Source organism: Paenibacillus ottowii, from assembly GCF_006874425.1.
GTDB classification, from domain to species: Bacteria; Bacillota; Bacilli; order Paenibacillales; family Paenibacillaceae; genus Paenibacillus; species Paenibacillus ottowii.
On sequence record NZ_VIJZ01000009.1, the window covers coordinates 194949 to 217884 of the forward strand.

22 protein-coding genes are annotated in these 22936 nt (G+C 43.3%); 5 read left to right on the forward strand and 17 right to left on the reverse strand.

The window, feature by feature from the left end:
• Nucleotides 1-134 precede the first annotated feature (134 nt).
• Complete coding sequence (locus FKV70_RS20440) at nt 135-974, forward strand: helix-turn-helix transcriptional regulator (protein ID WP_142614044.1); 840 nt, start codon at nt 135-137, stop codon at nt 972-974.
• A gap of 227 nt (nt 975-1201) precedes the next feature.
• Here FKV70_RS20440 and FKV70_RS20445 read toward each other — a convergent pair whose 3' ends face one another.
• The 8 genes from FKV70_RS20445 to FKV70_RS20475 all read right to left on the reverse strand — a co-directional run bounded on the left by FKV70_RS20445 (nt 1202) and on the right by FKV70_RS20475 (nt 10071).
• Nucleotides 1202-2239 carry a threonine aldolase family protein gene (locus FKV70_RS20445; RefSeq protein WP_142614046.1) on the reverse strand — a complete coding sequence of 346 codons (1038 nt, stop codon included), beginning with the start codon at nt 2237-2239 and terminating at the stop codon, nt 1202-1204.
• Nucleotides 2226-2687, reverse strand: a complete 462-nt coding sequence (locus FKV70_RS20450; protein WP_063212887.1) for a MarR family winged helix-turn-helix transcriptional regulator — start codon at nt 2685-2687, stop codon at nt 2226-2228. Before FKV70_RS20450 ends, FKV70_RS20445 begins: the two co-directional genes overlap by 14 nt.
• A gap of 153 nt (nt 2688-2840) precedes the next feature.
• Nucleotides 2841-5951 carry an efflux RND transporter permease subunit gene (locus tag FKV70_RS20455; RefSeq protein ID WP_142614048.1) on the reverse strand — a complete coding sequence of 1037 codons (3111 nt, stop codon included), beginning with the start codon at nt 5949-5951 and terminating at the stop codon, nt 2841-2843.
• Nucleotides 5948-7369: an efflux RND transporter periplasmic adaptor subunit gene (locus FKV70_RS20460; RefSeq protein WP_142614050.1), complete on the reverse strand. Its 1422-nt coding sequence runs from the start codon at nt 7367-7369 to the stop codon at nt 5948-5950. Before FKV70_RS20460 ends, FKV70_RS20455 begins: the two co-directional genes overlap by 4 nt.
• Before the next feature lie 174 nt (nt 7370-7543).
• Nucleotides 7544-8194: a response regulator gene (locus tag FKV70_RS20465; protein ID WP_142614052.1), complete on the reverse strand. Its 651-nt coding sequence runs from the start codon at nt 8192-8194 to the stop codon at nt 7544-7546.
• The gene (locus FKV70_RS20470) at nt 8191-9435 is read right to left on the reverse strand and encodes a sensor histidine kinase (protein WP_142614054.1); all 1245 of its coding nucleotides are present in this window, start codon (nt 9433-9435) and stop codon (nt 8191-8193) included. The genes FKV70_RS20465 and FKV70_RS20470 overlap by 4 nt, the downstream gene beginning before the upstream one ends.
• Nucleotides 9436-9687: 252 nt before the next feature.
• Nucleotides 9688-9858: a hypothetical protein gene (locus FKV70_RS26195; protein WP_013373210.1), complete on the reverse strand. Its 171-nt coding sequence runs from the start codon at nt 9856-9858 to the stop codon at nt 9688-9690.
• Nucleotides 9859-9876: 18 nt separating this feature from the next.
• Nucleotides 9877-10071, reverse strand: coding sequence for an H-type small acid-soluble spore protein (locus FKV70_RS20475; RefSeq protein ID WP_142614056.1), 195 nt, complete (start codon nt 10069-10071; stop codon nt 9877-9879).
• A 237-nt stretch (nt 10072-10308) separates the two neighbouring features.
• On the opposite strand from FKV70_RS20475, the gene FKV70_RS20480 reads away from it, so the two are divergent.
• On the forward strand, nt 10309-11508 hold the full coding sequence (locus tag FKV70_RS20480) for a macrolide family glycosyltransferase (protein ID WP_142614059.1): 1200 nt from the start codon (nt 10309-10311) through the stop codon (nt 11506-11508).
• A 76-nt stretch (nt 11509-11584) separates the two neighbouring features.
• On the opposite strand, the gene FKV70_RS20485 is transcribed toward FKV70_RS20480, so the two are convergent.
• The 6 genes from FKV70_RS20485 to FKV70_RS20515 form a co-directional block, all read right to left on the reverse strand.
• Nucleotides 11585-13048 (reverse strand): glycoside hydrolase family 32 protein, encoded by a 1464-nt coding sequence (locus FKV70_RS20485; protein ID WP_142614061.1) that lies wholly within the window; start codon nt 13046-13048, stop codon nt 11585-11587.
• A 35-nt stretch (nt 13049-13083) separates the two neighbouring features.
• On the reverse strand, nt 13084-13911 hold the full coding sequence (locus FKV70_RS20490) for a carbohydrate ABC transporter permease (RefSeq protein ID WP_142614063.1): 828 nt from the start codon (nt 13909-13911) through the stop codon (nt 13084-13086).
• The gene (locus FKV70_RS20495; RefSeq protein ID WP_016820423.1) at nt 13911-14795 is read right to left on the reverse strand and encodes a carbohydrate ABC transporter permease; all 885 of its coding nucleotides are present in this window, start codon (nt 14793-14795) and stop codon (nt 13911-13913) included. The genes FKV70_RS20490 and FKV70_RS20495 overlap by 1 nt, the downstream gene beginning before the upstream one ends.
• A gap of 61 nt (nt 14796-14856) precedes the next feature.
• Nucleotides 14857-16182: an ABC transporter substrate-binding protein gene (locus tag FKV70_RS20500; RefSeq protein ID WP_142614065.1), complete on the reverse strand. Its 1326-nt coding sequence runs from the start codon at nt 16180-16182 to the stop codon at nt 14857-14859.
• Between the two features lie 167 nt (nt 16183-16349).
• Nucleotides 16350-17354: a LacI family DNA-binding transcriptional regulator gene (locus FKV70_RS20505; RefSeq protein ID WP_142614067.1), complete on the reverse strand. Its 1005-nt coding sequence runs from the start codon at nt 17352-17354 to the stop codon at nt 16350-16352.
• A gap of 358 nt (nt 17355-17712) precedes the next feature.
• On the reverse strand, nt 17713-18351 hold the full coding sequence (locus FKV70_RS20515; RefSeq protein ID WP_142614069.1) for a glycoside hydrolase family 11 protein: 639 nt from the start codon (nt 18349-18351) through the stop codon (nt 17713-17715).
• A gap of 344 nt (nt 18352-18695) precedes the next feature.
• Here FKV70_RS20515 and FKV70_RS20520 point away from each other — a divergent pair, with 344 nt between their 5' ends.
• On the forward strand, nt 18696-19277 hold the full coding sequence (locus FKV70_RS20520; protein WP_142614071.1) for a class I SAM-dependent methyltransferase: 582 nt from the start codon (nt 18696-18698) through the stop codon (nt 19275-19277).
• A complete protein-coding gene (locus tag FKV70_RS20525) occupies nt 19277-19513 on the forward strand; it encodes a response regulator transcription factor (protein WP_142614073.1) in 237 nt (78 codons plus the stop codon). The genes FKV70_RS20520 and FKV70_RS20525 overlap by 1 nt, the downstream gene beginning before the upstream one ends.
• A 50-nt stretch (nt 19514-19563) precedes the next feature.
• Here the strand turns inward: FKV70_RS20525 and FKV70_RS20530 are convergent, their stop codons facing one another.
• The 3 genes from FKV70_RS20530 to FKV70_RS20540 form a co-directional block, all read right to left on the reverse strand.
• On the reverse strand, nt 19564-20256 hold the full coding sequence (locus FKV70_RS20530) for a polysaccharide deacetylase family protein (RefSeq protein WP_142614075.1): 693 nt from the start codon (nt 20254-20256) through the stop codon (nt 19564-19566).
• Between the two features lie 46 nt (nt 20257-20302).
• Nucleotides 20303-21472 carry an MGDG synthase family glycosyltransferase gene (locus tag FKV70_RS20535; RefSeq protein WP_142614077.1) on the reverse strand — a complete coding sequence of 390 codons (1170 nt, stop codon included), beginning with the start codon at nt 21470-21472 and terminating at the stop codon, nt 20303-20305.
• Between the two features lie 64 nt (nt 21473-21536).
• Nucleotides 21537-22118: a DedA family protein gene (locus tag FKV70_RS20540; RefSeq protein WP_142614079.1), complete on the reverse strand. Its 582-nt coding sequence runs from the start codon at nt 22116-22118 to the stop codon at nt 21537-21539.
• Nucleotides 22119-22337: 219 nt separating this feature from the next.
• Between FKV70_RS20540 and FKV70_RS20545 the strand changes: the two genes are divergently transcribed.
• Nucleotides 22338-22904 (forward strand): class I SAM-dependent methyltransferase, encoded by a 567-nt coding sequence (locus FKV70_RS20545; protein WP_142614081.1) that lies wholly within the window; start codon nt 22338-22340, stop codon nt 22902-22904.
• Nucleotides 22905-22936: the final 32 nt, after the last annotated feature.

Sequence of the window (22936 nt, forward strand, 5' to 3'; positions counted from 1 at the left end):
GAATGATCCGAGACGTTCAGAAATCACTTCACCTCCTTTCATCAATCTTTTCTGCTTTTACCGTGGGCAAGTGTCATATATACTAAGGTTATATGAATGCGCTTACTTATCTTAATTGGCAAAGGAAGAAGCACATGAATGAAATCAAGGAAGACAAATATGTCATCGGAGAACAACAATTCTCCATTCATCACATCTACCGTACCGGCTTCACTGTTATGCCCAGACCTCATGTTCATGAGAACTATGAGCTGTATTTTTTGCTGCAGGGCGAACGCATCTACTTTATGAATGGCAAGGTATACACCGCTCGCAAGGGCGATCTGATATTCATCCTCCCTCATGACTTACACTCTACCGCCTGCACGCAGTTGGAGAAAACTGAACGCATTTTGATTCATTTTTCTCCGACGTTTCTCCCACAGCAGGATCGTGACATTCTGGATTTACCGCCGTATCAGCAATCCGCGTTGCTTCGCTTACCCGCTAGAGAACAAGTCGAAGTGGAACGGCTGTTCCTGCAAATGAATAGCGAATGTAGAAACAAGCAGCCTCTGCATGACCGTTGTGTACAGTATTTGCTGCTGGAAATGCTCATCCTCGTGCACCGATCAGAAGCAGCCGAGCGTAGTGACCTTGTTTCCTCTCATCCCATGCATCAGAAAATCACAGAAATTTCGTCTTTTATTCAGAATCATTTCAGCGAGCCGTTAACTCTCGAACAAGTGGCCGCCTGCTTTTTTATTAGTCCAGCTTACCTAAGCCGCATCTTTCTAAAATTGACTGGCTTTCATTTCAGCGAATACATCCGCGTAGTGAGGGTCAGGGCGGCTCAAACCAGACTTCGAACCACCAAGGACAAAATCCAGCATATTGCAGAGGATGTCGGCTTCGGTCATGCTTCCCATTTTAATAAAATCTTTAAAAAAATAACCGGGCTCTCCCCTCTGCAATACCGTAAACAGGTTCGTTAGGTATTCAGTGTAAATAATTAGGCGCTGATTTTATACATCCACTCTTGTCTCGTTTTTCCATTTTTATATCTGCTTGCTCTTTCATGGAACTAAAGACGAGCCGCCTAGATTAGGTCATTTACACGACAAAAAAGCCATACTTCGCTGCCATGTATGCAACGAGGTATGGCCTATTTCATCATTCATTTTACCTCTTCAAGATGATACTGATCGTTTATCCGTGACCTCTATTGTAATGCTTTGATATCCTGAAGCAGCATTTCAATATTTTCTTTCTTCGTGGCCCAACTGGTGCAGAATCGAACAGCAGTATGTGTATTATCAACCTTTTCCCAGAAGGAGTAAGTATATTTTTCGCTCAACGCCTGTAATATACGATCTGATATAATCGGAAACTGCTGATTGGTTGTAGAATGATATAGGAAAGAAAAACCTTGCTCGGATAATCCTTTTTGCAGCAACATGGCCATATCTATGGCGTGTTTGGAAATCTCAAAGTATAAACCGTCCTCAAACAGCGTTTCAAACTGAATGCCCAGTATTCTGCCCTTAGCCAGCAGTCCTCCTTTTTGCTTGATCATATATCTGAAATCTTTTTTCAAAGCATCATTTAGGATAACGATGGCTTCTCCCATCATAGCTCCAATTTTTGTGCCGCCAATATAAAACACATCGCACAGCTGTGCGATATTTGCTAAAGATACATCGTTATCCTCTGCAACCAATCCATATCCTAAGCGGGCCCCATCTATAAATAGCGGTAAATCACATTCACGACAGACTCTACTTAACACTTCTAGCTCGGATCGGCTATAGATCGTTCCATTCTCGGTCGGTTGAGAAATATAGACCATCCCGGGCTGTACACAATGCTCAGGAGCAGCATCACGCCAGTGAGCGTCGTACAGTTCCTTTACCTGTTCACCCCGGATTTTCCCATCCTCGCTTGGTAATGTTAGTACTTTATGTCCAGTAGCCTCAATTGCTCCGGTCTCATGCACACCAATATGTCCAGAAACTGCCGCAATCACGCCTTGATGCGGACGCAAAATCGAAGAAATGACCGTTGTATTGGTCTGTGTACCTCCAACTAAAAAGTGTACATCCGCATTTTCAGAGTCACATGCCTTTTTAATATAAGCTCTGGCTTTTGCACAATGATCGTCCGTACCATAGCCTGGCGTCTGTTCCTCATTCGTCTCCAGTAATCGCTGTAATATACGTTCATGGGCACCTTCGGTATAGTCGCATTCAAATCGTATCATTCTGTATCCTCTCCGAAATATCCAATTTCTTCTGAATTAACAACATAGAAGCATGTAACTGTTGAATCTCTTCTTCTGAAAGTCCTTGAACTAATCGTAGAATTTGTTCATCAGACCTTTCATTCAATTGGTTGTAGAACGTTTTTCCTTTGGGTGTCAGACGAATCAGATTTGTTCTATTATCCAACGTTGAATTTTCCTTAACAAGAAAGCCCTCTTTGCAAAATTTAGCAATGATCCTGCTCATATAGCTGCGATCAATTTTAAGAGATTCGACCAGCGTATTCGCAATACATGGCTCGATCAACCCGATCTCTATAATGACACGTGCCTCGGTAAAGGAATATCCACTATCCAGCACATGTCTATCTAAAACACCAAGTAAATTCGTATAGAACCGATTAAAACGCCTCATATCCGCTATGATATTAGCATCTATATTGACCATAACTCCCCCTATTTAGTGGACTTTTGCAACAATTATAGTAATGATATTTGTTGACTATGTCAACAAATAAAAAGATCGTACATGAAGACCTTCGCCTCATGTACGATCCATTCTCTAAAAGGAAAATTAAAGCGTATTCTTTTCTGTGTTTACTTACAAGGTCAATGAGCTATCGTTATTTATAGACTTTTCCTGCTTCTGCTTCCGTTTTAGCTTCAGATGAGCTACGACCATATACAGTGTCGGAACGACAAACAAGGTTAAAATGGTGGAAAAGATCAATCCGAAGATAATAGTCGTTGCCAACGGTTTGAAGAGAATCTCCCCTATTGTGGCAATAGGGATCATACCTACAATCGCAGTTAGCGAAGTAAGCAAGATCGGGCGGAAACGGGCAGAACATGCCATCAGAATGGCGTCTGTCAGATCAGCTCCTTCACGGCGCGCATCTTCAATAAACTCTATCAGCACAATACCGTTACGCACGACGATACCGGCCAGTGAAATGATCCCCATAATACTCATGAATCCAATGGGCATGCCCGAAATAAAGCTTCCAAGAATACCGCCTGCCGCTGCCAGATACACAGTGGTCATAATAATGAGCGGTGTGGAGATGGAGTAAAACTGCATCGTGATCAAGAGCAGGATAAGAAAAACAACGATAATGGCTAACTTGCCCAAATCTTTAAAAATATCAGATTGCGCGGATGTTTCTCCTCCCATCTCCCAAGTGTAGCCTGGTTCAAACTGTGTGTTCGTTAGTTTGCTACGAATGTCATTAGTAAGTTCTGTAGCCGTACGCCCATTCGCATTGGCTGAGATCGTGACCGTCCGTTCCAAATCATAGCGATGGATTTGCTGAATGGAAAAGCCCGGTTTCATCGTGACTAACTGGGATAATGGAATTTGCTCTTTTGCCGCATTGGTTACGCTTAATTGTTGGAACAATACCTCAGGATCATCGTTTGGTTTATTCATGTAGACATTTATATCCAGCAATTCCTTACCTGTATCAAAATCCGTAACATTGACTCCATCCCCCATTAACAGCAGAGTTCGCGTCAAATTAGAATAGGTAACCCGATATTTATCCAACGCTTGTGGATTGACTTGGAAATTCAGATTATAGCTTTGCATCCCCATATTATCGGTCACGTCAATTGCTCCGGGGGTGCCTGCAACTATTTCTTTGACTTTAGCTGTCATCTTTTGCAGTTTATCAATATCTTCTCCCTTCACTCGGATAGACACCGCACTGCCGACCGGAATACCTAATTGAGGAACCCGAATGCTGATCAATGCAGATGGATATTTGGCTTGCAGCGTATGGTTCCAATTATCCACTGTTTTCTGGAGATCAAATAGTCCCTCTTTTCCAACGACAGCAAGTTGACCGTTGACCGCTCCTCCGGAGCCGTGACCGCCTGCAACATCGCTGTACATTTGAGGCGCTCCTCCACCTGCCGTTGCTGACAGCCGTTCTGTTTCTGGTTGTTTTTTGACCCACATCCCAATCTCGTTAATAACCCGATTGGTTGCCTGCAACGACGTTCCTTCCGGCATGGTCACGCTGATCGTGGCATCCGCTTGATCGGATTCGGGAAATAATTGAATGGGAACAAGCGCTAGTAGCCCATAAGCTGCCGTACCCATCATAAGACCGACCAACGCTGTTAAAAGCGGACGCCGCAGTATTCTTGGCATCCAATTTTTAGAGTACACGTTGGATAGAGACTGGATTTGATGACCCAGAAGCCCAGGCGGCTTAACTGCTTGGTTACTCTGTTTCCCTTTACGGCGTTGATCATACCATTGACGGAAAATAGGAATAATCGTTAGCGACATAATCATCGAAGCCAGCATCGTTAACGAGATAACGGTAGGGATCGGTTTAATAAAGTCTCCGATATTACCCGGCAGGAATAACAGCGGGGCAAATGCTGCAACCGTAGCTAGCGTAGCTGTAATGATCGATAAGGATACCTCTTTGGTTCCTTTAATGGCCGCCTCTGTCGCATTTTCCCCAAATTCAGAGCGTCGGCGTTCAATGTTGTCATTGACCACGACAGCATCATCAACTAATATCCCCAGCACGATGATGAGCCCGATGACTGAAATTTGATTCAGCGTAGTTCCTGTCATAGGCAAGAAAATAAAGCCGATGGCGATGGAAACAGGAATGGCCAACGCCACAAATGCAGAAGTCAGCAAATTCAAGCCTAAAGTACATATCACAATGACCGATAAAATAGCGATCATCATCTCTTTGGTCAGGTTTCCAAATATTTCGCTCACTCGATCATTTTGGGCGAAAAGCAGCTCAAAATGTACATTTTTCGGCAGACTGCTCGCAAGCTGATTGATTTTAGCTGTGGTTGCTTTAGATACTGTCGGCACATCTGTCCCTATATCTCCGCTTACACTGATCGAAATAGCAGGCTTCGTATTCACATACGTATAACTAGCTGCTTTTTTAAAAACAAGCGAGGCAGTGCCTATATCCTTCAAAAATATCGGGAATCCATCGTCATTGCTTGAAATCTGGACGTTATTTAGAATCGATGGATCAGTTGAAGCATTCACCGTCAGCTGGTAAGTACGCTCATTGAAATCCATACTTCCTGTAGGCACTCTGTCATTCTCATCCTTGATCGCTTGAACGACTTGTTCCCAGGAGATGTTATATTGTTGCATCCTTTGCGTGTCTAAACTGACTCGTACCTCTTGCTCAGGTATTCCTTGAATATTAACTTGCGAAATACCAGGGACTGTTTTTAATTGATCTTTCCATTTGTTCATTAATTCATTTAATGAGTACAAATCCTCAACCTTATCAGAGGTGATCGCATATGAACCAATAAAAGAGCTGGTCATGCTATCATTGATTATAGGCTGCATCGCATCGTCTGGAAGCTCGGATTGTGCATCCTGCACCTTTGTACGTAGATCTTCCCATACCTTTGTCGGGTCCGCATCATTCAAAGCTTCTATGATGATACTGGATTGGCCTTTCGATGAAGTGGAAGAAATCGTTTTGACACCTTGTACAGCTTTAATTTTCTGTTCCATGACTTTAGTAATGGTCTGCTCGACTCTCTCAGGTGAGGCACCCGGATAGACTGTTGTAACACTGGCGGTCATGGGAATAACATCAGGCTGCTCCTGTTTGGGTAACGATGTAAAATTAAAGAGTCCTAGCAGTATGCACATGCCAAAGAAAATGAGCGTAATTTTTTGTTTTTTAACGATATATTTAATCATTCGGACGACTCCTTCGATTTCCCAAGCACATCATTCCCAATTACATCGCCATTAAACAAGGTTCCTGCTCCTTGGGTAACAATTTGATCGCCTGCCTGTAGTCCGGAGAGAACTTCGAATTGATTATTCGTCACTTTTCCCACTTTAATCGTGGTTTTAACGGCCTTACCATTTACTGCTTTAAAAATATAAGGGTCACTTCCCGTGCTAATCACGGATTCTACAGGCACTAACAGTGCTTCCGATTGATTCACACTTTTAGCTGCGCTGATGACTTGTCCAGGTTTCCAATCCAGTTCAGGGTTGGGCAGGCTGACTTCCACATTAATACTGCCCGTTTTCGCATTCGTTGATGGGTAGATCTGAGTAACGGTCCCTGTTCTAATTTCATTGTAGAGTGATACATTTACTTTCTGGTTTTTCTTCCACGATAAGATTTCGCTGTCCGGTACGGGAAGAAGTACCTTTAAGGTCTTGATATTCCCGACGACGAATGCCTCGCTCCCACTGGAGCCCAGTTGACCGTCAGACACCTTTTTTTCAATGACTACGCCAGCGATCGGGGAAGTTAAAGTAGCCTTTTTAAGTGACAAGGATGACTGTTCATAAGCAGCCAATGCATCCTCGTAGGTAGCCTGCGCCTGAGCTTTACTGGCTAGCCCTTGCTGCTTCGTAGCCATAGCGGTCTCCAGCCCTGCTCTGGCCTGCTCTACACCAGCTGAAGCCTGGGCACGTTGCTCCTGCGAGGCTCCCGCAAGCAAGAGAGACAGCTGCTCTTGTGCGTCACTTAAACTTTTTTGTGCATTCGCTAATTCCAGCTGTGCATTCTCATTTTCCGACAATGAGGCTGCACCTGCCTGGAACAGGCTTTGCGTCCGTGCGGCATCCGCTTTTTTCTTATTGTAAGCCTTGGTGGCCGCGGTAACTGCATTTTGTGACTGTGCAATTTCCTGCTTTTTCGCGCCATTATTCAATTCCTGCAATTTCGACTGGGCCGCATCGACCTGGGAATGTGAACTATGAATACCTGCCTGTGCCGATTGAACAGAAGCCTCCGCTTGGCTAAGACCGGCTTTTGCCTTTTCCATGGTGGCCTTGGCCCGATCCAGTTGCAGCTGGTAGGCAGATGTATCTAACTTCGCAAGGACACTCCCTTTTTCTACGGAATCCCCTACCTCAACCATAGTGTTCAATATACGTCCATCCGCTTCAAAGGAAACACTAGCTTCATTACTGGCCTGCAATGTTCCTGCCAAATTAAAATCATTGGCCAAAGGTTTCATTACAAGCTTCTCTACTTTTACCGGGTGACTTGCTTGTGTTACAGAGTTCTCCGTTGCACTGGAGCAACCGGAAGCTACTATAGCTAATGCAATCCCTGTAATCATGATCCTGATTCCTTTTCTCTTCAACTTCATGTCATCCTCCCTGATTCTCTCTTCTAAAGGTGCTATCAGCAACCCGTGGGTCATGTAGGCTTTTTTCATTTCTTGTTTCATGTTATAACAATGAACACACAAAAAAATCGTACAAAGGGGCAAGCACCTTATGTACGACTGGGCAATGAAATCACATATATTCAGTTACAATCTTTAAAGCTGTAAAATACCACGTTCCAGTGAAACGGCAACAGCTTCGGACCTGGAATCAACACCAAGCTTGTTATAAATATTCGTTAAATGCGCTTTGACAGTACGCTCTGAGATCCCCATATCAAAGGCAATTTCCTTGCTTTTAAAACCATGTGCAACAGACTTTAATATGTGCCTTTCCTTATCAGTAAGAGTTAAGTTGCTTTCGTGCGGCTCTGGCTTGGCTTCTTTCTTATTCGTTGCAGCGAACACCCTTGATGTGATTTCTGGCTGAAGCAGCGTTTCGCCCCTTAGTGCTGACTCAATCGTGCGAAACAGGTTTTCCCGACTGGTATCCTTTAGCAAATATCCTTTTGCTCCCAATGAAAGTCCCTTAATCATTAAATCATCTTCGTTATAGGTAGTTAGAATAATGACTGGCGTTTCATTTTGTTTTTCTCTGAGGGCTTTCATAGTTTCCAAACCACTCATTTGTGGCATATATAAATCCAGCAATATGACATCCGGTTGAAGTTCTTCGATCAATTTAAGAGCTGTTATACCCTCTCCGGCCTCGCCAATAACTTCATAGCTGTCATTGGTCTCTAACACCAGCTTTAACCCTTCTCTTACGACCCAATGATCGTCGACAATTAAAATCTTGTATTTCATGATAGATCTCCTTTAGCAAGAGGCGCCTCTATTTTGATAGCTGTTCCTTTTTGAACTATACTGTTGATATTTATGCTTCCACCGAGCATCCGTACACGTTCATGTATACCTATTATTCCGTAATGTCCTGTTTGCTTGGCAATAATATCCGTATCAAATCCTTTTCCATCATCACGAATCTCAATTTCAATCCTGCCTTCGTTATCTAAAATATGAATCCATACGGTATTCGCGTGTGAATGCTTCGCTACATTGGTTAAACACTCGCTTATAATAAACAATCCATGTTCAAACAGCAGTCTGGGGACTGAAGCTTTAATTTTAATGTTGCGTATTACACGAATGCTCGTAGCCATTGTAAATCGCTGTATTTCTTCTTCTACTGCTTCTGCAAAGTCAACCTCCGAGATGGTTTTCGAACGCAGATTGTCGATGGCTCGTCTCGAATCAGACAAGGTCCTTCGCACTTGTGACATCGATTGCTGGACGATCTCCTGAGCTCTTTGCGTACTTCCTTTGGTCAGATGGGCATCAATAGCTTCAAGCTGCATGATTAGCCCAGCGAGACCTTGAGCCAGCGTATCATGCAGATCACGGGCCATACGTTGTCGTTCGTTAGCAAGTGTAAGTTCCTCCACCTTTTGATGTGCGATTTCAAGCTCTTTCAGAACGTTTTGCGTTCGAATTCGTGCTTTGACTTGTTTGAGAAAAAGAATGGCATACGCTATGATAACAACTGCAATGAGAAAAAATAGCGGGATGAACAACACAAATTGCCTGCCGTCATTATGCCAGACCACAGCCACACAAAAAAGTACATAGGAGATTAAAAATACAAGAATAACCTTAAGCGGCTTATAATAAATACCTATACTCTGACCTACCAAAACGGGCATTAACCCCACCAGTACTATGGAGAAGCTTTCAGGTAGAAGAAATGCACTTGCAAAGATTAATCCCCCTTGCACAACAAAATAAGCCCATGAAAAATATTTTGCAACTCTATGAGCATGCAAGTACAAAAGAATGTGCAATATGATGATTACAGTGAAAAAGAAGCTTTGCAGCAGATTTAGACCGCTGGATAAATGTTGAAGAATGACAGACTCACTATATATTATAAAAATCCATATGATGGTTAATACTTTCGAAATGTCCTTGGTCTCAACTTCACCTTCACCTTTACTTTCACTTATTTCCGGCTCTAGATTTTGAACCTGTACATTGTATTCATCGTTCATAATTCCCTCCTACAATTCTGAATTCGGTTTTTCAACTTATTAGAAACAATGCCGCTCTGAGCAGCTGGTCATTTCTTTTGAACAGTAATCATGTATAACTTATTTTACAAAAAAACGAAAAGAAAAAAACGTACACATGGGCAGCTTCACTTGTACGTTTGGGCATTGAATACTTTTTGTTCGATACCATCCAAAATTATACGTCATATAAAAAGCACGCAGCAGGTTATCCTGTGCGCGCTTGTCCACTCTCTATTCTTCTTCCAACTCATCTGGTACATCATATTTATTGATGTGCGAGGTCATTGCTGCAACAGCTTCGCTGGCATCCGTGGTGGCCGGTACCTCTCTGACCACATCATCCGTCTGATCACGAAAATTCAAACGATCTGCCTCGATTTCTTTCTGTTGATTGGGTTTCATTTTCCATGTCACTCCTTTCTATTCAAGGGTCAGATCACGTTCTGTCAACGTGTACAAAGGCACTTCTCGTTCCTCTTCCGGGTTGTTCAGCGCATAGATCCGTGCCGTCTCACGTTGTTCGTTCACATGCTGAATATAGATGGGCAACCCCTCGCACAACACATTTGCCATGATGGGAGAGGACGCTATTTCTTGTGCTCTTTGAACATTCATTTAGAAAAAACCTCCCTCGCTAAATAGGTTCGTCTTTACTATGCACGAGGTAAATATTTGTTATACACATTTCATGTCAACATATCCTTACTTTATTCTTTAGAATGATGTTGACCGCGTTTTAAAACACAATCATGAAAGGATATCATTTGAAAAAATAAATATTATTGTTATTATGGATGAAGAGATTCAGTTAAACTGCATCTTAAATAAAGAGTAGGAAAGGAGTAAGGATGGATGTTAAATGTATTAATGGTTAATTTTCCGGCAGAAGGACATGTAAACCCCACGCTTGGGATCACGCAAGCCTTTGCAGCACGAGGGGACCAGGTTCATTACATTACAACTGAGAAATACAAGAATAGACTCGAAGCAGTTGGAGCGAAGGTTCACCTGCATCCTGATCTGGTCAGGACTGCTTCCATTGATACCAACACTCCGGCAGGACTGAACGCATTTTTGAATATTCATATCCAGACCTCGATGGATATCTTAGCCATCGCTCAGGAGCTGTCCGAGCGTATTCACTTTGACTTGGTGTTCTATGATCGATTCGGAGCTGGTGAATTAGTAAGAGATTATTTGAATATTCCAGGCATCTCTTCATCCCCATCTTTTCTCATTTCAAATCATCTGATGGCTGCCAATCTCTTCCGCTCCGACGCTAAAGTACCGTTCCATCCTGATGAACAAGTCACGACTTCACTGCAGCTCATGAAAGAAAGATTCGGTGTTGCCCCCAAAGAGCTGGTTCAATTTATGAACAATTCAGGGGCTTTGAATGTTGTATATACGAGCAAATATTTTCAACCGAATGGTGAACAATTTGGAGACGAGCATCTTTTTATTGGTCCCAGCTTCCCGGAGCGCAAAGAAGAAAACTCATTCCCGCTGGACAGATTACAGGGTAAAAAGGTTTTGTATATTTCGATGGGAACTGTGCTGGACCATACCGAGGACTTTTTTAACACCTGCATTGAAGCTTTTTCCGATTTTGAAGGCATGGTCGTGATTGCGGCTGGCGAGAAGGCCGACTTCACCAAAATTAACCCGGCCCCTGAGCACTTTATCATCTCGTCCTATGTCCCTCAATTGGAGGTATTACGTCATTCAGATGTATTTATTACCCATGGTGGAATGAACAGTGTGAATGAAGGAATTCACTTTAACGTACCCTTGGTCGTGCTGCCTCAGGACAAGGATCAGCCCATGGTCGCACAGCGGTTAACGGAACTTCAAGCTGGCTATCGGATAACCAAGGATCAAATTAATATACAAACGTTAAGAGATGCTGTACATGAGGTAGTGTCAAACGCAGCGTATAAAGAGGGCGTACAAAAAATTAATGAAAGCTTCCAGCAATCCGGCGGTACAAAAGAAGCTCTCGCAAAAATTGACGCTTATCTTGATGCTTATCTACAACATAAGCGCGCCTAAAATTACACGAGCAAAATGGCCACAAAAAACAGGAATCTGACCATCCACGGTCAAGGTTCCTGTTTGTGATGCGATTCTATGCGAGGATATCCCACTTCTGAAACGAGGCAATCGTACATTTTCCGTTCGCAAATGCACGAATACCCGTTGATTCCATTCCGGGATACACTCTTCCAGTGAGAACGTATTCGCCGTCACCGATGAATATTTCCACAGAGCTCTTATCGACGAAAATCCGCAGCTCCAGGCGTCCCTCCTGTAGACCCAAGGGCACTCTTCTCTCTCCGCCTGGTCCGATACCGGCACGCTCACGGTTAAAACGAAACAGACCGTCATCGGGACGGTACGACAGTACAGTCTCCTCTTCGTCGCCCACCCGCAGCTTCAAGCCGAATTCATCCGTATGGCCAGCCTCGAACTCAAATACTGCCTTCAACTCGTAGCTATCTCCGGATGTCTCCATGATCTGCTCACCGGTCAGTAAGATGTCCCGCTGCTCGAACAGATTGGATCGGTAATTCTCCACCTCTTCAAGCGGACGGAACAGCAATCTGCCGTGGTCGATCACCGCTTCCCGCGGAAGACTCATCGCACCAGCCCAGTGGTGCCCCTGCTGGGTCGGCATCTCCGACTCCCACATATCCATCCATCCGATGATGATCCGCCGCCCTTTATCATCCAAGGTTGACTGCGGGGCATAGAAATCGAATCCGTGATCTACCGGAGCATACTGCTCTGCCGTAAATGTTCCAGCCTCCGCATTGAAGTCACCTATACCGTACATGGTGGAATGCAGATTACGGTATGCTTCTCCCTGAGCAGGCATGCGCTGTGGAGACAGCATGAATACGTGCCGATCGCCGAGCGGGAACAAATCCGGACACTCCCAATTATCGCCGAAGCGTCCGTCACTCACAGCCAGCACATTGACATATGTCCAGTTTCTCAGATCTTCAGATCGGTAAAGCAGTACTAGCCCGTTCCCTTGGGCATCATTAGAGCCAAGAACGACGTAGTATTGATCTTCATGTCTGAACACCTTAGGATCACGAAAATCTTTGCGGCTGACCGTGTTCGGTATGGCGTCATATCCGATGACCGGGTTGCCCTCCCACTTTTCAAAAGTCACCCCGTCTTCCGATACTGCAATCCCCTGTGACTGCTTGTAATCCTGATCCTTGTCAGGTCCGGTTACAACATGTCCGGTATACATCAGGACAAGCTTCCCGTCCTGCTCAATCGCACTGCCGGAGAAGCAGCCGTCCCGGTCGAACTCACCGTCCGGAGCCAAGGCGACCGGCAGATAATCCCACGTCATAAGATCGCGGCTGACTGCGTGTCCCCAATGCATCGGCCCCCATACCGATTTATACGGGTAATGTTGATAGAACAAGTGATACTGCCCGTTATACTGAATGAAACCGTTCGGATCGTTCATCCAGCCGAATTCAGCCATTAAATGATAGTTCAAACGATAATCCGACCGAAGCATATGCTTCGATTGGGAAATAAATTGATCAGCATTCTCTCTCGTATACACTCTAGTATGTTCGATAAGGCATCCTACCCTTACAGTTATTTAATTGAACCTTGCATAACACCCTGAATAATATACTTTTGGGCAAACAGATAGATGATAATGATTGGAAATATCGTCAGTACCAAACTTGCCATCAATGGACCATAATCCACTGTGTAGGTTCCATAAAAGTTGTACGTGGACAGGGGAAGTGTCCTTTGCTCAGGATCGACCAGAATGAGCGAAGGCAGCAGAAAATCATTCCAGATCCACAGTACATTAAGAATGGAAATAGTGGCCGTCGTGGGCATCAATACCGGAAATACGATTCGGAAGAATGTCTGAACCCGCGTACAGCCGTCAATCAGCGCCGCTTCCTCCAATTCCTTCGGAATACTCTTTACGAATCCATGATAAATGAAGACAGCCAGCGAGCTGCCGAAACCGATATACATGTAAATCAGCGACCATTTGCTGTTCAGCAGATCAAGTGAGCCGTAAATTTTCACCAATGGAATCATGATGGCCTGGAATGGAATAATCATGGAAGCTACCATCAGCATAAATGCATATTGGTTGAATTTGGTATTGTTTCTGACAAAATAATGAGCCGTCATCGCCGCGAACAGGGAGATAAACAAGACACTTAACACCGTTATGACCAATGAGTTAGTGAATGCAGTGATATAATTCATTTTATCAAATGCATTCATATAGTTGGTCATATTGAAGCTCTCTGGAAGCGATAACGGATTCGAGGTAATCGCCATATTTTCCTTGAACGAATTGATCAGCAGAAAGACGAACGGTACGATGAATAATATGAGTAGGACTGTTAGCACAATGAATTTGATCATGGAGGAAGCGATTTTTTTGCTTGCCATTACGCCTCCACCTCCAACTTCTTGCTAAAATAAACCTGGAGCAGAGTGATGAGAGCAACCATCAGGAACAGTACGAATGCTTCTGCCTGCCCTACACCATAGTCACGGGAAAGGAATGCCTTTTCATACACATGCATCGACACCATTTGAGTACTACTGAACGGCCCACCTTTCGTGAGCGCGAGGTTGACGTCATAGACCATAAATCCACGCTGCAGGGACAAAAATATACATACGATGAAAGAAGGAACCATCAAGGGCAGCACCATTTTCCGCAGTCTGGTCCAGCTGCTCGCCCCGTCAATACTTGCAGCCTCCATAATATCATTCGGCACACCCGTCAAACCTGCAATATAAATGACCATCATGTAACCCGCGTTCTGCCACACGGTTACAATCACGAGTGTCCAGAACGCTTTGTCAGGATCAGCCAGCCAAGTCGTGCTGAGCGCCTGAATGTCGGCATGTTGTCCCAAATAGACCAGCACGTTGTTGAAGATGAACTGCCAGATAAAACCGAGTACAATACCGCCGACAAGGTTGGGCAGGAAAAATCCTGCCCGGAAAATACTCTGTCCTTTTAACCCTTTAGTCAGCACATAAGCCAGCATAAAAGCGATAACATTAATAAGAACAACGGTATAAAATACATATTTGAGCGTCAAGGCGAACGATTTCCAAAACTCAATATCCCGAAAAACGGCCAGATAGTTTTGGATGCCAACCAGCGTTAGTGTCGTGGAAATACCATCCCAGTTTGTGAACGTCAAATAAATGCCGTACAAGAATGGAATGATCATTACCGTGATGAAGGCAAACAAAGTGGGTCCGGTGAACAATAGCCGCGTCCGTAGCCGGTTCCATACTCCTTTTTCCGCAATCATGGTGATCCCTCTCTTTGTTTCGGATTTCTCTCTCTATTTCCGGGTAATTTGAAAATAAGCCTTATTTTACGGTTTTCCAGTAGTCTTCGATTTCCTTAGCCAGTGTTGCGCGATCGCCCTGTTTCGCCAGATATTTTTGCATGGAAGATCCTAGCTTAGACCAGTGGTCGGCAGGCAGCATGCTCATTGACTGCTCTGACTTGCCTTTTGCGATATACTCCTGGATAGACTTGCCAAGCGGGTCAGCCGCAGGCAATGTAATATTTTTGAACGCTGGGATAATGTTCGCTTTGTTTACGAGGAAATCTTGGCCTTTCGCATCATAGACGATCCAGCTCAGGAACTTCTTCGCTGCCTCTTGCTGCTCCGGCGTACTCTTCTCCTTGTCAATAACAATACGCTTGGAAACAGCGGATGAAATTTCCTGATTGCCGTAGTCATCGGCATTGTTGCTGATGGGTACAGGCAAGAAACCATATTCTTTGTTAGCGGTATCAAAACCGCTGATTTGCGGCCATGCCCAGTTGCCCATGAACCAAACGCCAACTTCGCCTTTGCCAAGCAGTTCAGGTCCGCGCTCATAAGCTCCTGCCAGTGGGGAAGCCTGATCGATATTGTATTTCATCATGACGTCGAATGTATCCATAAGTCCGTTAAATACGGGATTGGTAGCCAAGTTAACCTGGCCCGCCTTCAGTGATGCTATGAATTTGTCCACTTGAGCCATGTCTTTGTTTTGACCAGCATAAGCAAGTGGCAAATAATGAGCGCCTAGGGACCAATCCATTGGTGAAATCACCAATGCTTTCTTTCCAGATGCCTCGATTTGCTGGAACAGCTTTTCAAGGTCATTTCGGGTTTTAATTGTAGTGGGGTCAAAGCTTCCACCTACCGCTTTATCGACAACCGCTTTGTTGTAAATGAACCCGTAGCCTTCAACAGCCAGCGGAAACGCATAATTTTTACCGTCAAACGTTGTATTTGTGGTAGCGTTTTCAACAGTGTCCTTATTCCACTTCTCTCCGCTTAAGTCGAGGATACGATCCTTGAATTTCTCCACATCACCTGTATCAAGCATGATCATGGTCGGCGGGTTTCCAGAAGCATACAATGCAGAGGCACGCTCAAAAGGCGATCCCCCGGCCGGAACCGGCTGAATTTCAACAGTAATGCCGGGATTGTCTTTCTGGAACGCCTTGGCGGCATCCTCCAGTTGTGAAAGGATTTCACCTTTGGAGTTCAAAAGTGTAATTTTCACATTTCCCGAATCCGCTGATCCCCCTCCAGAAGCCGAGTTACCATCTCCTCCGGAGCCGCCGCATGCAGACACCACCATAACCAAAAGAAGCAGCATTACCATCCATTGAACTCTTTTGAATTTCCTCACTGTTGTCATCCCCCTATTTCTATAATGGCTGCTGTACATTTAAATAAAACGCTTACATACGGATTATATGCTAAAGATTCAATCTGTGTCAATCGTTTGACATGTTAAGCCTTTAACATTTTTCAAAAAAAATCTGTTCCCCTTGTTAGAGGAACAGATTTTTTCATTCAGGTTGTTGCACGCTCAATCAATTCAACAGGCAGCAGATTGACAGGCTGTACCTGCTCCCCTTCTGCCTGCCTACGAATCAGCTCGACCGCCAGCCTGCCGATCTCTGCAATCGGCTGTCTTACCGATGTAAGCTCAGGCGTCAGCCAGGAAGCCGCGCTCACGTCATCAAAGCCTACAATACGCACATCCTCCGGCACATGCCGTCCGGCGCGGGTATATTCTTTCAACGCAAAAGCAGCAATAATATCGCTTGTTGCAAACACCCCATCCACATCCGGATGTTCATGAACGAGTTTGGAGATCATTCGCTCGTATTCCTTTTGGTCGAACACATTCAGGTCTGTTTGAACGATTACATGCTCGACATTATGCCTGCCCACGACATCCCGGAAAGCTGTGGTACGTTCGTTGGACAGCATGTTCAGCTCCAGATTCCCACAGATATGCGCAATTTTCCGGCAGCCTTTGCGAATGAGCAGCTCTGTAGCCAGCTCGCCCCCGCGATAGTTGTCCGAAGAAATGTACGGAATATGCGGGTCAATCTGCCTGTCAAATGTCACAAGCGGTGAATTCAAATGTCGGTACTCTTCTACCTCCAGGGTATGGCTACCCATAATGATGCCGTCTACCCGGTTCCGCTTCAGCATATCGATGTACTCTTTTTCCTTCACAGGGTCCATATGCGAATTGCACAGCAGAACCTTGCACTTATGCTGATAGGCATAGTACTCCACCTGATTAGCAAGCTCGCTAAAAAACGGATGCGAGACATTGGGAATAATAAGGCCGATAATATTGGACTGCTTGCGTAGCAAGGATCGTGCTATTTCATTCGGTTGATAATTAAGCTCTTCCATTGCGTCGAACACTTTTTTGCGTGTAGTTTCGCTGATATAGCCCCGGTTATTCATTACACGGGATACTGTAGTGACCGACACGCCCGCTTTTAACGCCACATCATGAATTGTTGCCATATGAACCTCTTCCCGGACAAAATACATACATATAAACTATACCTTCTCCCTACCATTTCCACAACCTCAGGTGTTATGTTCATCTCAGTTATTAAAACAGCGACAGTCGTAGACGAAAATCGTCCTCAACTGTCGCTGTTCTTTAACTAACGTATCCCTTTAGTTTAACACTTGTTAAGTGTGCCTTGTTCAAACTTTTCTCTACATTATTATTGCTCTATGCGAGGCCAGTTCCAGTTTCCAGTTAAGTATTTGTCTCAGGCAATAGGTAGCCGTTAGCTTCCTCATTGACCGTTGCTGTCCATTTTATGTTATCGTTAGCATTCTTATTATTCGGATCTTTCTTTTCCTTATCTATGTTGTAATACAGTTTAAGCCCTCATGGTTACCACACCGTTACGTTAGAGCTCCCGCTACTTTGATACCCCTCTGTCGCTAACACCTGGTAAGACCAGTTGTTCCCCAGATGCATTCCTTTGCTCGCCCAAGCCTTCACGTGATTGCTGAAAGTAATCGTGGAGTTGCCCCCGGTCGGTCTCTTCGTCTGTCGAACACTCCAGTACTGGATAAATGTCGTTTTTTGGCCTTCAATGGAAGGTGCGTCGTATCGCATTGTTGTGTAGATGTCATATGTGCCCCCATCACTGGTCACCGTACCTTTATACGTTCCGGTAGGTCGATAAGTCCCCCAGCTATCAACAACGTAATATTCGATGAGTGAGTTTCTCGTCCACCCGTAGAGGGCCAAATATCCATTACCGGACGGCGCCCAGACACCGGCATTGTAATTAATCGTTCTGTCTGGCGATCCAGTAGTCCAGCCTTTGCCGACAACAAAATTCCCGCTATTCTTCCATGTTACGCTGTAATTGCCGCCGGACCCATTAACAGCATTAACCGTCCCACCGCCATCGGTCCAATTTTGCCAGTAGTCTGTCGCTGCATTTGAGGTTGATGCAAAAAAAACAAAACTCATGGAAGCTGCAAGAACTACCGTTAACAGTTTCTTACTACTTTTAAACATAATTTACCTCCTAAAATTTTGTGATTTTCATTCTACACCTGCTTGTCGACCGATTCTCCGTTGCAGTGCATCACTCATATGAACCATATCCCGTGTTTTCTTACTTTCACCTCCTTTATATGTAAAATTATATAATAATAACGATCATATAACCACTTGGCAAACTAAATATTAAACTTTACTATGTTTAGATTTCCCTAAGTTATATATATATCCGTCGGGAGTTTATTGAGTTTCTTCTTTAGAGTTCTTCAGATTTTCTTTAGATATATCCTCGTAAAATCCTTAGATTTTTTCGCTACTATTTTTTATATGAACAAAAAACAAAAGGAAGAAAATAAGTCATGGAGGATAAACGGTTGAATTTCAAAGAATACCTACTTTTTTTGCAAGGATTCCTCACCAATCCACAACGAGTGGGAAGCGTTATGCCTAGTTCTCGATTTCTGGCAGCTAAGGTGGTTGAATCTGTACCCTGGGGTGAGGTAAAGGCCGTCGCAGAGCTCGGGTCAGGTACAGGTGCTATCACACGTTTCATGAAGACACAGTTAACTGGATCAACAAAAGTGTTATTGTTCGAAAGAGATAAGAAAATGAGAGAGAATCTGAAGACAAAATACCCGGATTTCATGTGTCACTCAAATGCTTGCCAATTAGTTAAAAAATTGAATCAAGATGAGCTCGGCCAACTGGACTGTATTATTAGTGGATTACCATTTTTTAATTTTACGAGTGAAATGCGAGCGAATTTACTTAATCAGATTATTCAGGCATTAAAACCAGGCGGTATCTTTATTGCTTTTCAGTACTCGCTCCAAATGAAAAAAAGGTTTGCCGAAAACCTTACTATTGAAAAAGTCGAATTCGTGCCCTGTAACTTCCCTCCGGCTTTCGTATATATCTGCCGCAAAAGGAGCCCCATGTAATGGATACAGTACTTGTTGTAGCTGACACTCCAGAGATTCAAGACCTTATTCACGTATATTTGCGCAATGAAGGTTACTTTGTCATAGAAGCTGCAGATGGTCTGGAAGCGCTAGATTTAATAAAATCCATCTCTTTCGAGCTGGTCATCCTTGATACTGGGATGCTACGAACGGATAGTATCCAGACCTGCACTGAAATATGGAAAATGTCTAACACCCCTATGATCCTCATCTAAGTAAAAAAACTTAAGCCTGAACAAAATGTGCTCCTGGCTTAAGTTTTATTTTATTGATCAGCATCTACTCTATGAAAGGAATACCCTGTGTATAATGCCTCAGTAATAAATTCATTTAGTGCCTCTAGCATGTATGCAGGTGCGCTCCTGTCTGCCCCGAACGTTTCTCCACTATCATGAAGAACAATAACAGCTCCCCCTTTTAGCTTGGACAGCAGTCTTTGCTTAATTTTTTGCTTGCCGCCGGAGCTTTTCCAGTCCCCTACAATAACAGACCAAAGAATCATGCGAAATTTCTTCATCAATAAAAAGTCAAACAGGTTGATAACCCCCCATGGGGGGCGATAGTAAAACGTTTTTTCTCCAATAATACGATCAATAACGTTGGCCGTTTTGTTTACCTGTTCACGAACCCTCTTAGGACTCATCAAGGCATTGGACCAATGCACGTAATTGTGGATTCCAACAAGATGGCCTTCATGGTGCATTCGTTGGATTAAATCAGGATATTTCTCTGCTTTTTGACCAAGCACAAAAAAGGTCACTTTTATGTTGTGCTTCTTTAATAAATCCAGTAAAAGAGGCGTATATTCTGGGTCTGGTCCGTCATCAAACGTTAAGGCAATGGGCTGCTCGCCCGTTCCTCTTTTATAAACCCCGATGCCAAAGAGTCGAACAATAAGGGTTGGAATAATCGTATAAACGAGTAATGCGCTAAAGAGAATGATTAATGTCTGTCTCATGCTCCTGCTCCTTTTTAACTATAGTAAATCCATGCTTGTCTTTCATCTAGGAGCATATATTTATTCCACTGACTCTATTGTTCATTTTCATGGTTCCAAAAATAACTTCTAATGATGCAAATGCGGACTCTTTAGGATGGAACTGTTTAGTATTCTCTCTCATATCCTGAAGAAGTTTTGCATCATCTAGTAATTGCGATAGACGTTCTGTTAAATCCCGAGATGTCTCTGCATAAATGGCTACCCCAGAACGAACTAAAAATTCGGCATTATCCTCTTCTTGACCAGGGATAGGCTTACAAAGTAGCATCGGCAGTTCCATAGCAATCGCCTCAAACGTCGTGACTCCTCCTGGTTTGGTAATCATAATGTCGGATACGGCCATTAACTCATGAACATCATGAATATAACCTGTTAAATAGATGCAATGTTTGGAATCTTTCAGCTTCTCACTCAATTCCATCCGAAGTTTTTCATTTTGTCCGCAAACAATCATGAATTGTACAGGCTGTCGCAATTGATCTATTTCCTGAATAGTAGTGCTTCCATCGCCAATCATGCCACAACCTCCTCCCATCACAAGCACAGTAGGCATATAAGGATCTAATTCATACTTCTTTGCTGTTTTCTCTCTTTCTATGGACTGAGAAAATTGCGGCCGAATAGGGATTCCTGTATCCGCAATCCGTGCCTCTTCAACACCTAGTTGAATCAAAGAATCACGAACAACTCTGGAACCTACGATATATTGATCGGTATAAGGATAAATCCATGAGCTATGATCAGTGTGATCGGTAATAATAGTAACCATAGGGATATCGATTAAACCATTTGATTTCAGCTTTGATATCACGCCTGCTGCCCAAGGAAATGTACTTACTACAATAGCTGGCTGTATTTTACTGATTAATTTCATCATTCGTCCCATTCCTGTAGAGAAAACGGTCTTTATGATATGGGATAGAACGTTTTGCTTCCGTGTTTTCTGAAATAGATATCCATACACCTGAGGGAAGGTTTTTATGGTTTGCAGATAAATCAATCGACTCCAATGATTCACATAGGGATGAACCCATTCCATAACATCAATAACCACCGGTTCCATATGAGGAAATCGAATTTGCATTGCATCTTGCAGGGCTTGGGCTACTTGAATATGGCCATTCCCATAATTTCCGGTAAGAATCAATATTTTTTCTTTTTTTACTTTTTTCATAGATCACATCTCTCCTTTATATTGTTCCAAAAGATCAAACAGTTTTGTCTTAGAATTTATTGTCTTAGGCAGTAAAGATGAACTTGAACCACTTCGTCATGATAAAAGTGCCAACGGCCAGCATTAGGGCAGCCACAGCTAGTTTAGGATCAATTATATTTAGCCAATTTAATATATGATGCCCAAAGAACTTGCCAATAGTGAAAAACGTAATAGTCCATAGAAACGCGCTCGAATACGAAATCAAAGTAAACTTCTTGTACGAGACCCCGTTGAGACCAACAAATACAGGCAAAATATACCGAATGACTGGAATTAGCATTCCAAAACACATTGCAATATCTCCGTGTTGATCAAAAAGTTTCTCTGCCTTCTGGAAATGACGGTTGTTTTGAAACTTTGGTTTGAATTTCTCTCCAAAGATTCTGCCAGCAAAATAAGCAACTGAAATGGCTATTAACAAGCCAGCGAGGATAACCATATATATAATCCACGGGTTTAAAACTCCGTTGTTACTCAAAATTCCACCTGTTAGTATGGTTAACTCATTAGGAACGGGGACCCCAAATGGGCCTAGGCAGAAGGCTAGGAAAAAAAACAAATACCCGTAATGGTTGACTAGCTGTAAGACGATATCGCTAATCATGTTCTAACCTCCTTATTATGTCGATGAAAGCATATTAATATAAAAATCTTAGGAGATTATAGGGATATTTCTAAAGAAATTCTGAAGTATAAAATGAATGACCTAGACTTTAAGCCTCCTATAGATAACTTCTTTAGATTTTCTTTAGAAATATACTCATAAATTCCTTAGTTTTTTTCATTATGATTTGTGTACATAAACGTAATGGAGGATAATCAGTTGAAATTCAATGAAAATCTTTTATTTTTGCGAAGCTTTATTCACAGTCCGAAAAATGTGGGAAGTGTTATACCAAGCTCTCGATTTCTGGCTACAAAAATGGTTAAGCAAGCGCCTTGGAACGAGGTTAAGGCAGTCGCAGAGCTTGGATCAGGTACAGGTGCTATCACCCGTTTTATCAACAGCCAGGTAAATGAGGCAACGAAAGTGTTATTATTTGAGATGGATGAAACGATGAGGAATAATTTACAGACTAAATATCCAAATTTCTCCTGCCATCCGAACGCTGCACGTTTAGTAGAAGTGATGAAGCAAGAAAACATTCAACAGTTGGATTGTATTTTTAGTGGGCTACCTTTTTTTAATTTTGAGCGTGAATTGAGAGATACCTTGGTCGAACAGATTTATAAAGCACTTAAACCTGGAGGCTTATTTATCGCCTTTCAATATTCGCTTCAAATGAAAAAGCAACTTTCCGAAAAGTTTATTATCGAAAAAGTTAATTTGGTGCCTCTTAATATCCCTCCTGCTTTTGTTTACGTCTGTCGCAAAAGGGAAAACATGTAAATGTTAATGACCCTTTAATTAGCCCCTTAAAT

Bases quoted from the DNA above. Each gene is read 5' to 3' on its own strand.
- FKV70_RS20480 (WP_142614059.1), top strand. From the start codon at position 10,309: ATGTTAAATGTATTAATGGTTAATTTTCCGGCAGAAGGACATGTAAAC.
- FKV70_RS26195 (WP_013373210.1), bottom strand. From the start codon at position 9,858: ATGAAACCCAATCAACAGAAAGAAATCGAGGCAGATCGTTTGAATTTT.
- FKV70_RS20470 (WP_142614054.1), bottom strand. From the start codon at position 9,435: ATGAACGATGAATACAATGTACAGGTTCAAAATCTAGAGCCGGAAATA.
- FKV70_RS20525 (WP_142614073.1), top strand. From the start codon at position 19,277: ATGGATACAGTACTTGTTGTAGCTGACACTCCAGAGATTCAAGACCTT.
- FKV70_RS20515 (WP_142614069.1), bottom strand. From the start codon at position 18,351: ATGTTTAAAAGTAGTAAGAAACTGTTAACGGTAGTTCTTGCAGCTTCC.
- FKV70_RS20460 (WP_142614050.1), bottom strand. From the start codon at position 7,369: ATGAAGTTGAAGAGAAAAGGAATCAGGATCATGATTACAGGGATTGCA.
- FKV70_RS20535 (WP_142614077.1), bottom strand. From the start codon at position 21,472: ATGAAAAAAGTAAAAAAAGAAAAAATATTGATTCTTACCGGAAATTAT.
- FKV70_RS20520 (WP_142614071.1), top strand. From the start codon at position 18,696: ATGGAGGATAAACGGTTGAATTTCAAAGAATACCTACTTTTTTTGCAA.
- FKV70_RS20455 (WP_142614048.1), bottom strand. From the start codon at position 5,951: ATGATTAAATATATCGTTAAAAAACAAAAAATTACGCTCATTTTCTTT.
- FKV70_RS20465 (WP_142614052.1), bottom strand. From the start codon at position 8,194: ATGAAATACAAGATTTTAATTGTCGACGATCATTGGGTCGTAAGAGAA.
- FKV70_RS20450 (WP_063212887.1), bottom strand. From the start codon at position 2,687: ATGGTCAATATAGATGCTAATATCATAGCGGATATGAGGCGTTTTAAT.
- FKV70_RS20530 (WP_142614075.1), bottom strand. From the start codon at position 20,256: ATGAGACAGACATTAATCATTCTCTTTAGCGCATTACTCGTTTATACG.
- FKV70_RS20540 (WP_142614079.1), bottom strand. From the start codon at position 22,118: ATGATTAGCGATATCGTCTTACAGCTAGTCAACCATTACGGGTATTTG.
- FKV70_RS20495 (WP_016820423.1), bottom strand. From the start codon at position 14,795: ATGATTGCGGAAAAAGGAGTATGGAACCGGCTACGGACGCGGCTATTG.
- FKV70_RS20505 (WP_142614067.1), bottom strand. From the start codon at position 17,354: ATGTATTTTGTCCGGGAAGAGGTTCATATGGCAACAATTCATGATGTG.
- FKV70_RS20445 (WP_142614046.1), bottom strand. From the start codon at position 2,239: ATGATACGATTTGAATGCGACTATACCGAAGGTGCCCATGAACGTATA.
- FKV70_RS20440 (WP_142614044.1), top strand. From the start codon at position 135: ATGAATGAAATCAAGGAAGACAAATATGTCATCGGAGAACAACAATTC.
- FKV70_RS20475 (WP_142614056.1), bottom strand. From the start codon at position 10,071: ATGAATGTTCAAAGAGCACAAGAAATAGCGTCCTCTCCCATCATGGCA.
- FKV70_RS20490 (WP_142614063.1), bottom strand. From the start codon at position 13,911: ATGGCAAGCAAAAAAATCGCTTCCTCCATGATCAAATTCATTGTGCTA.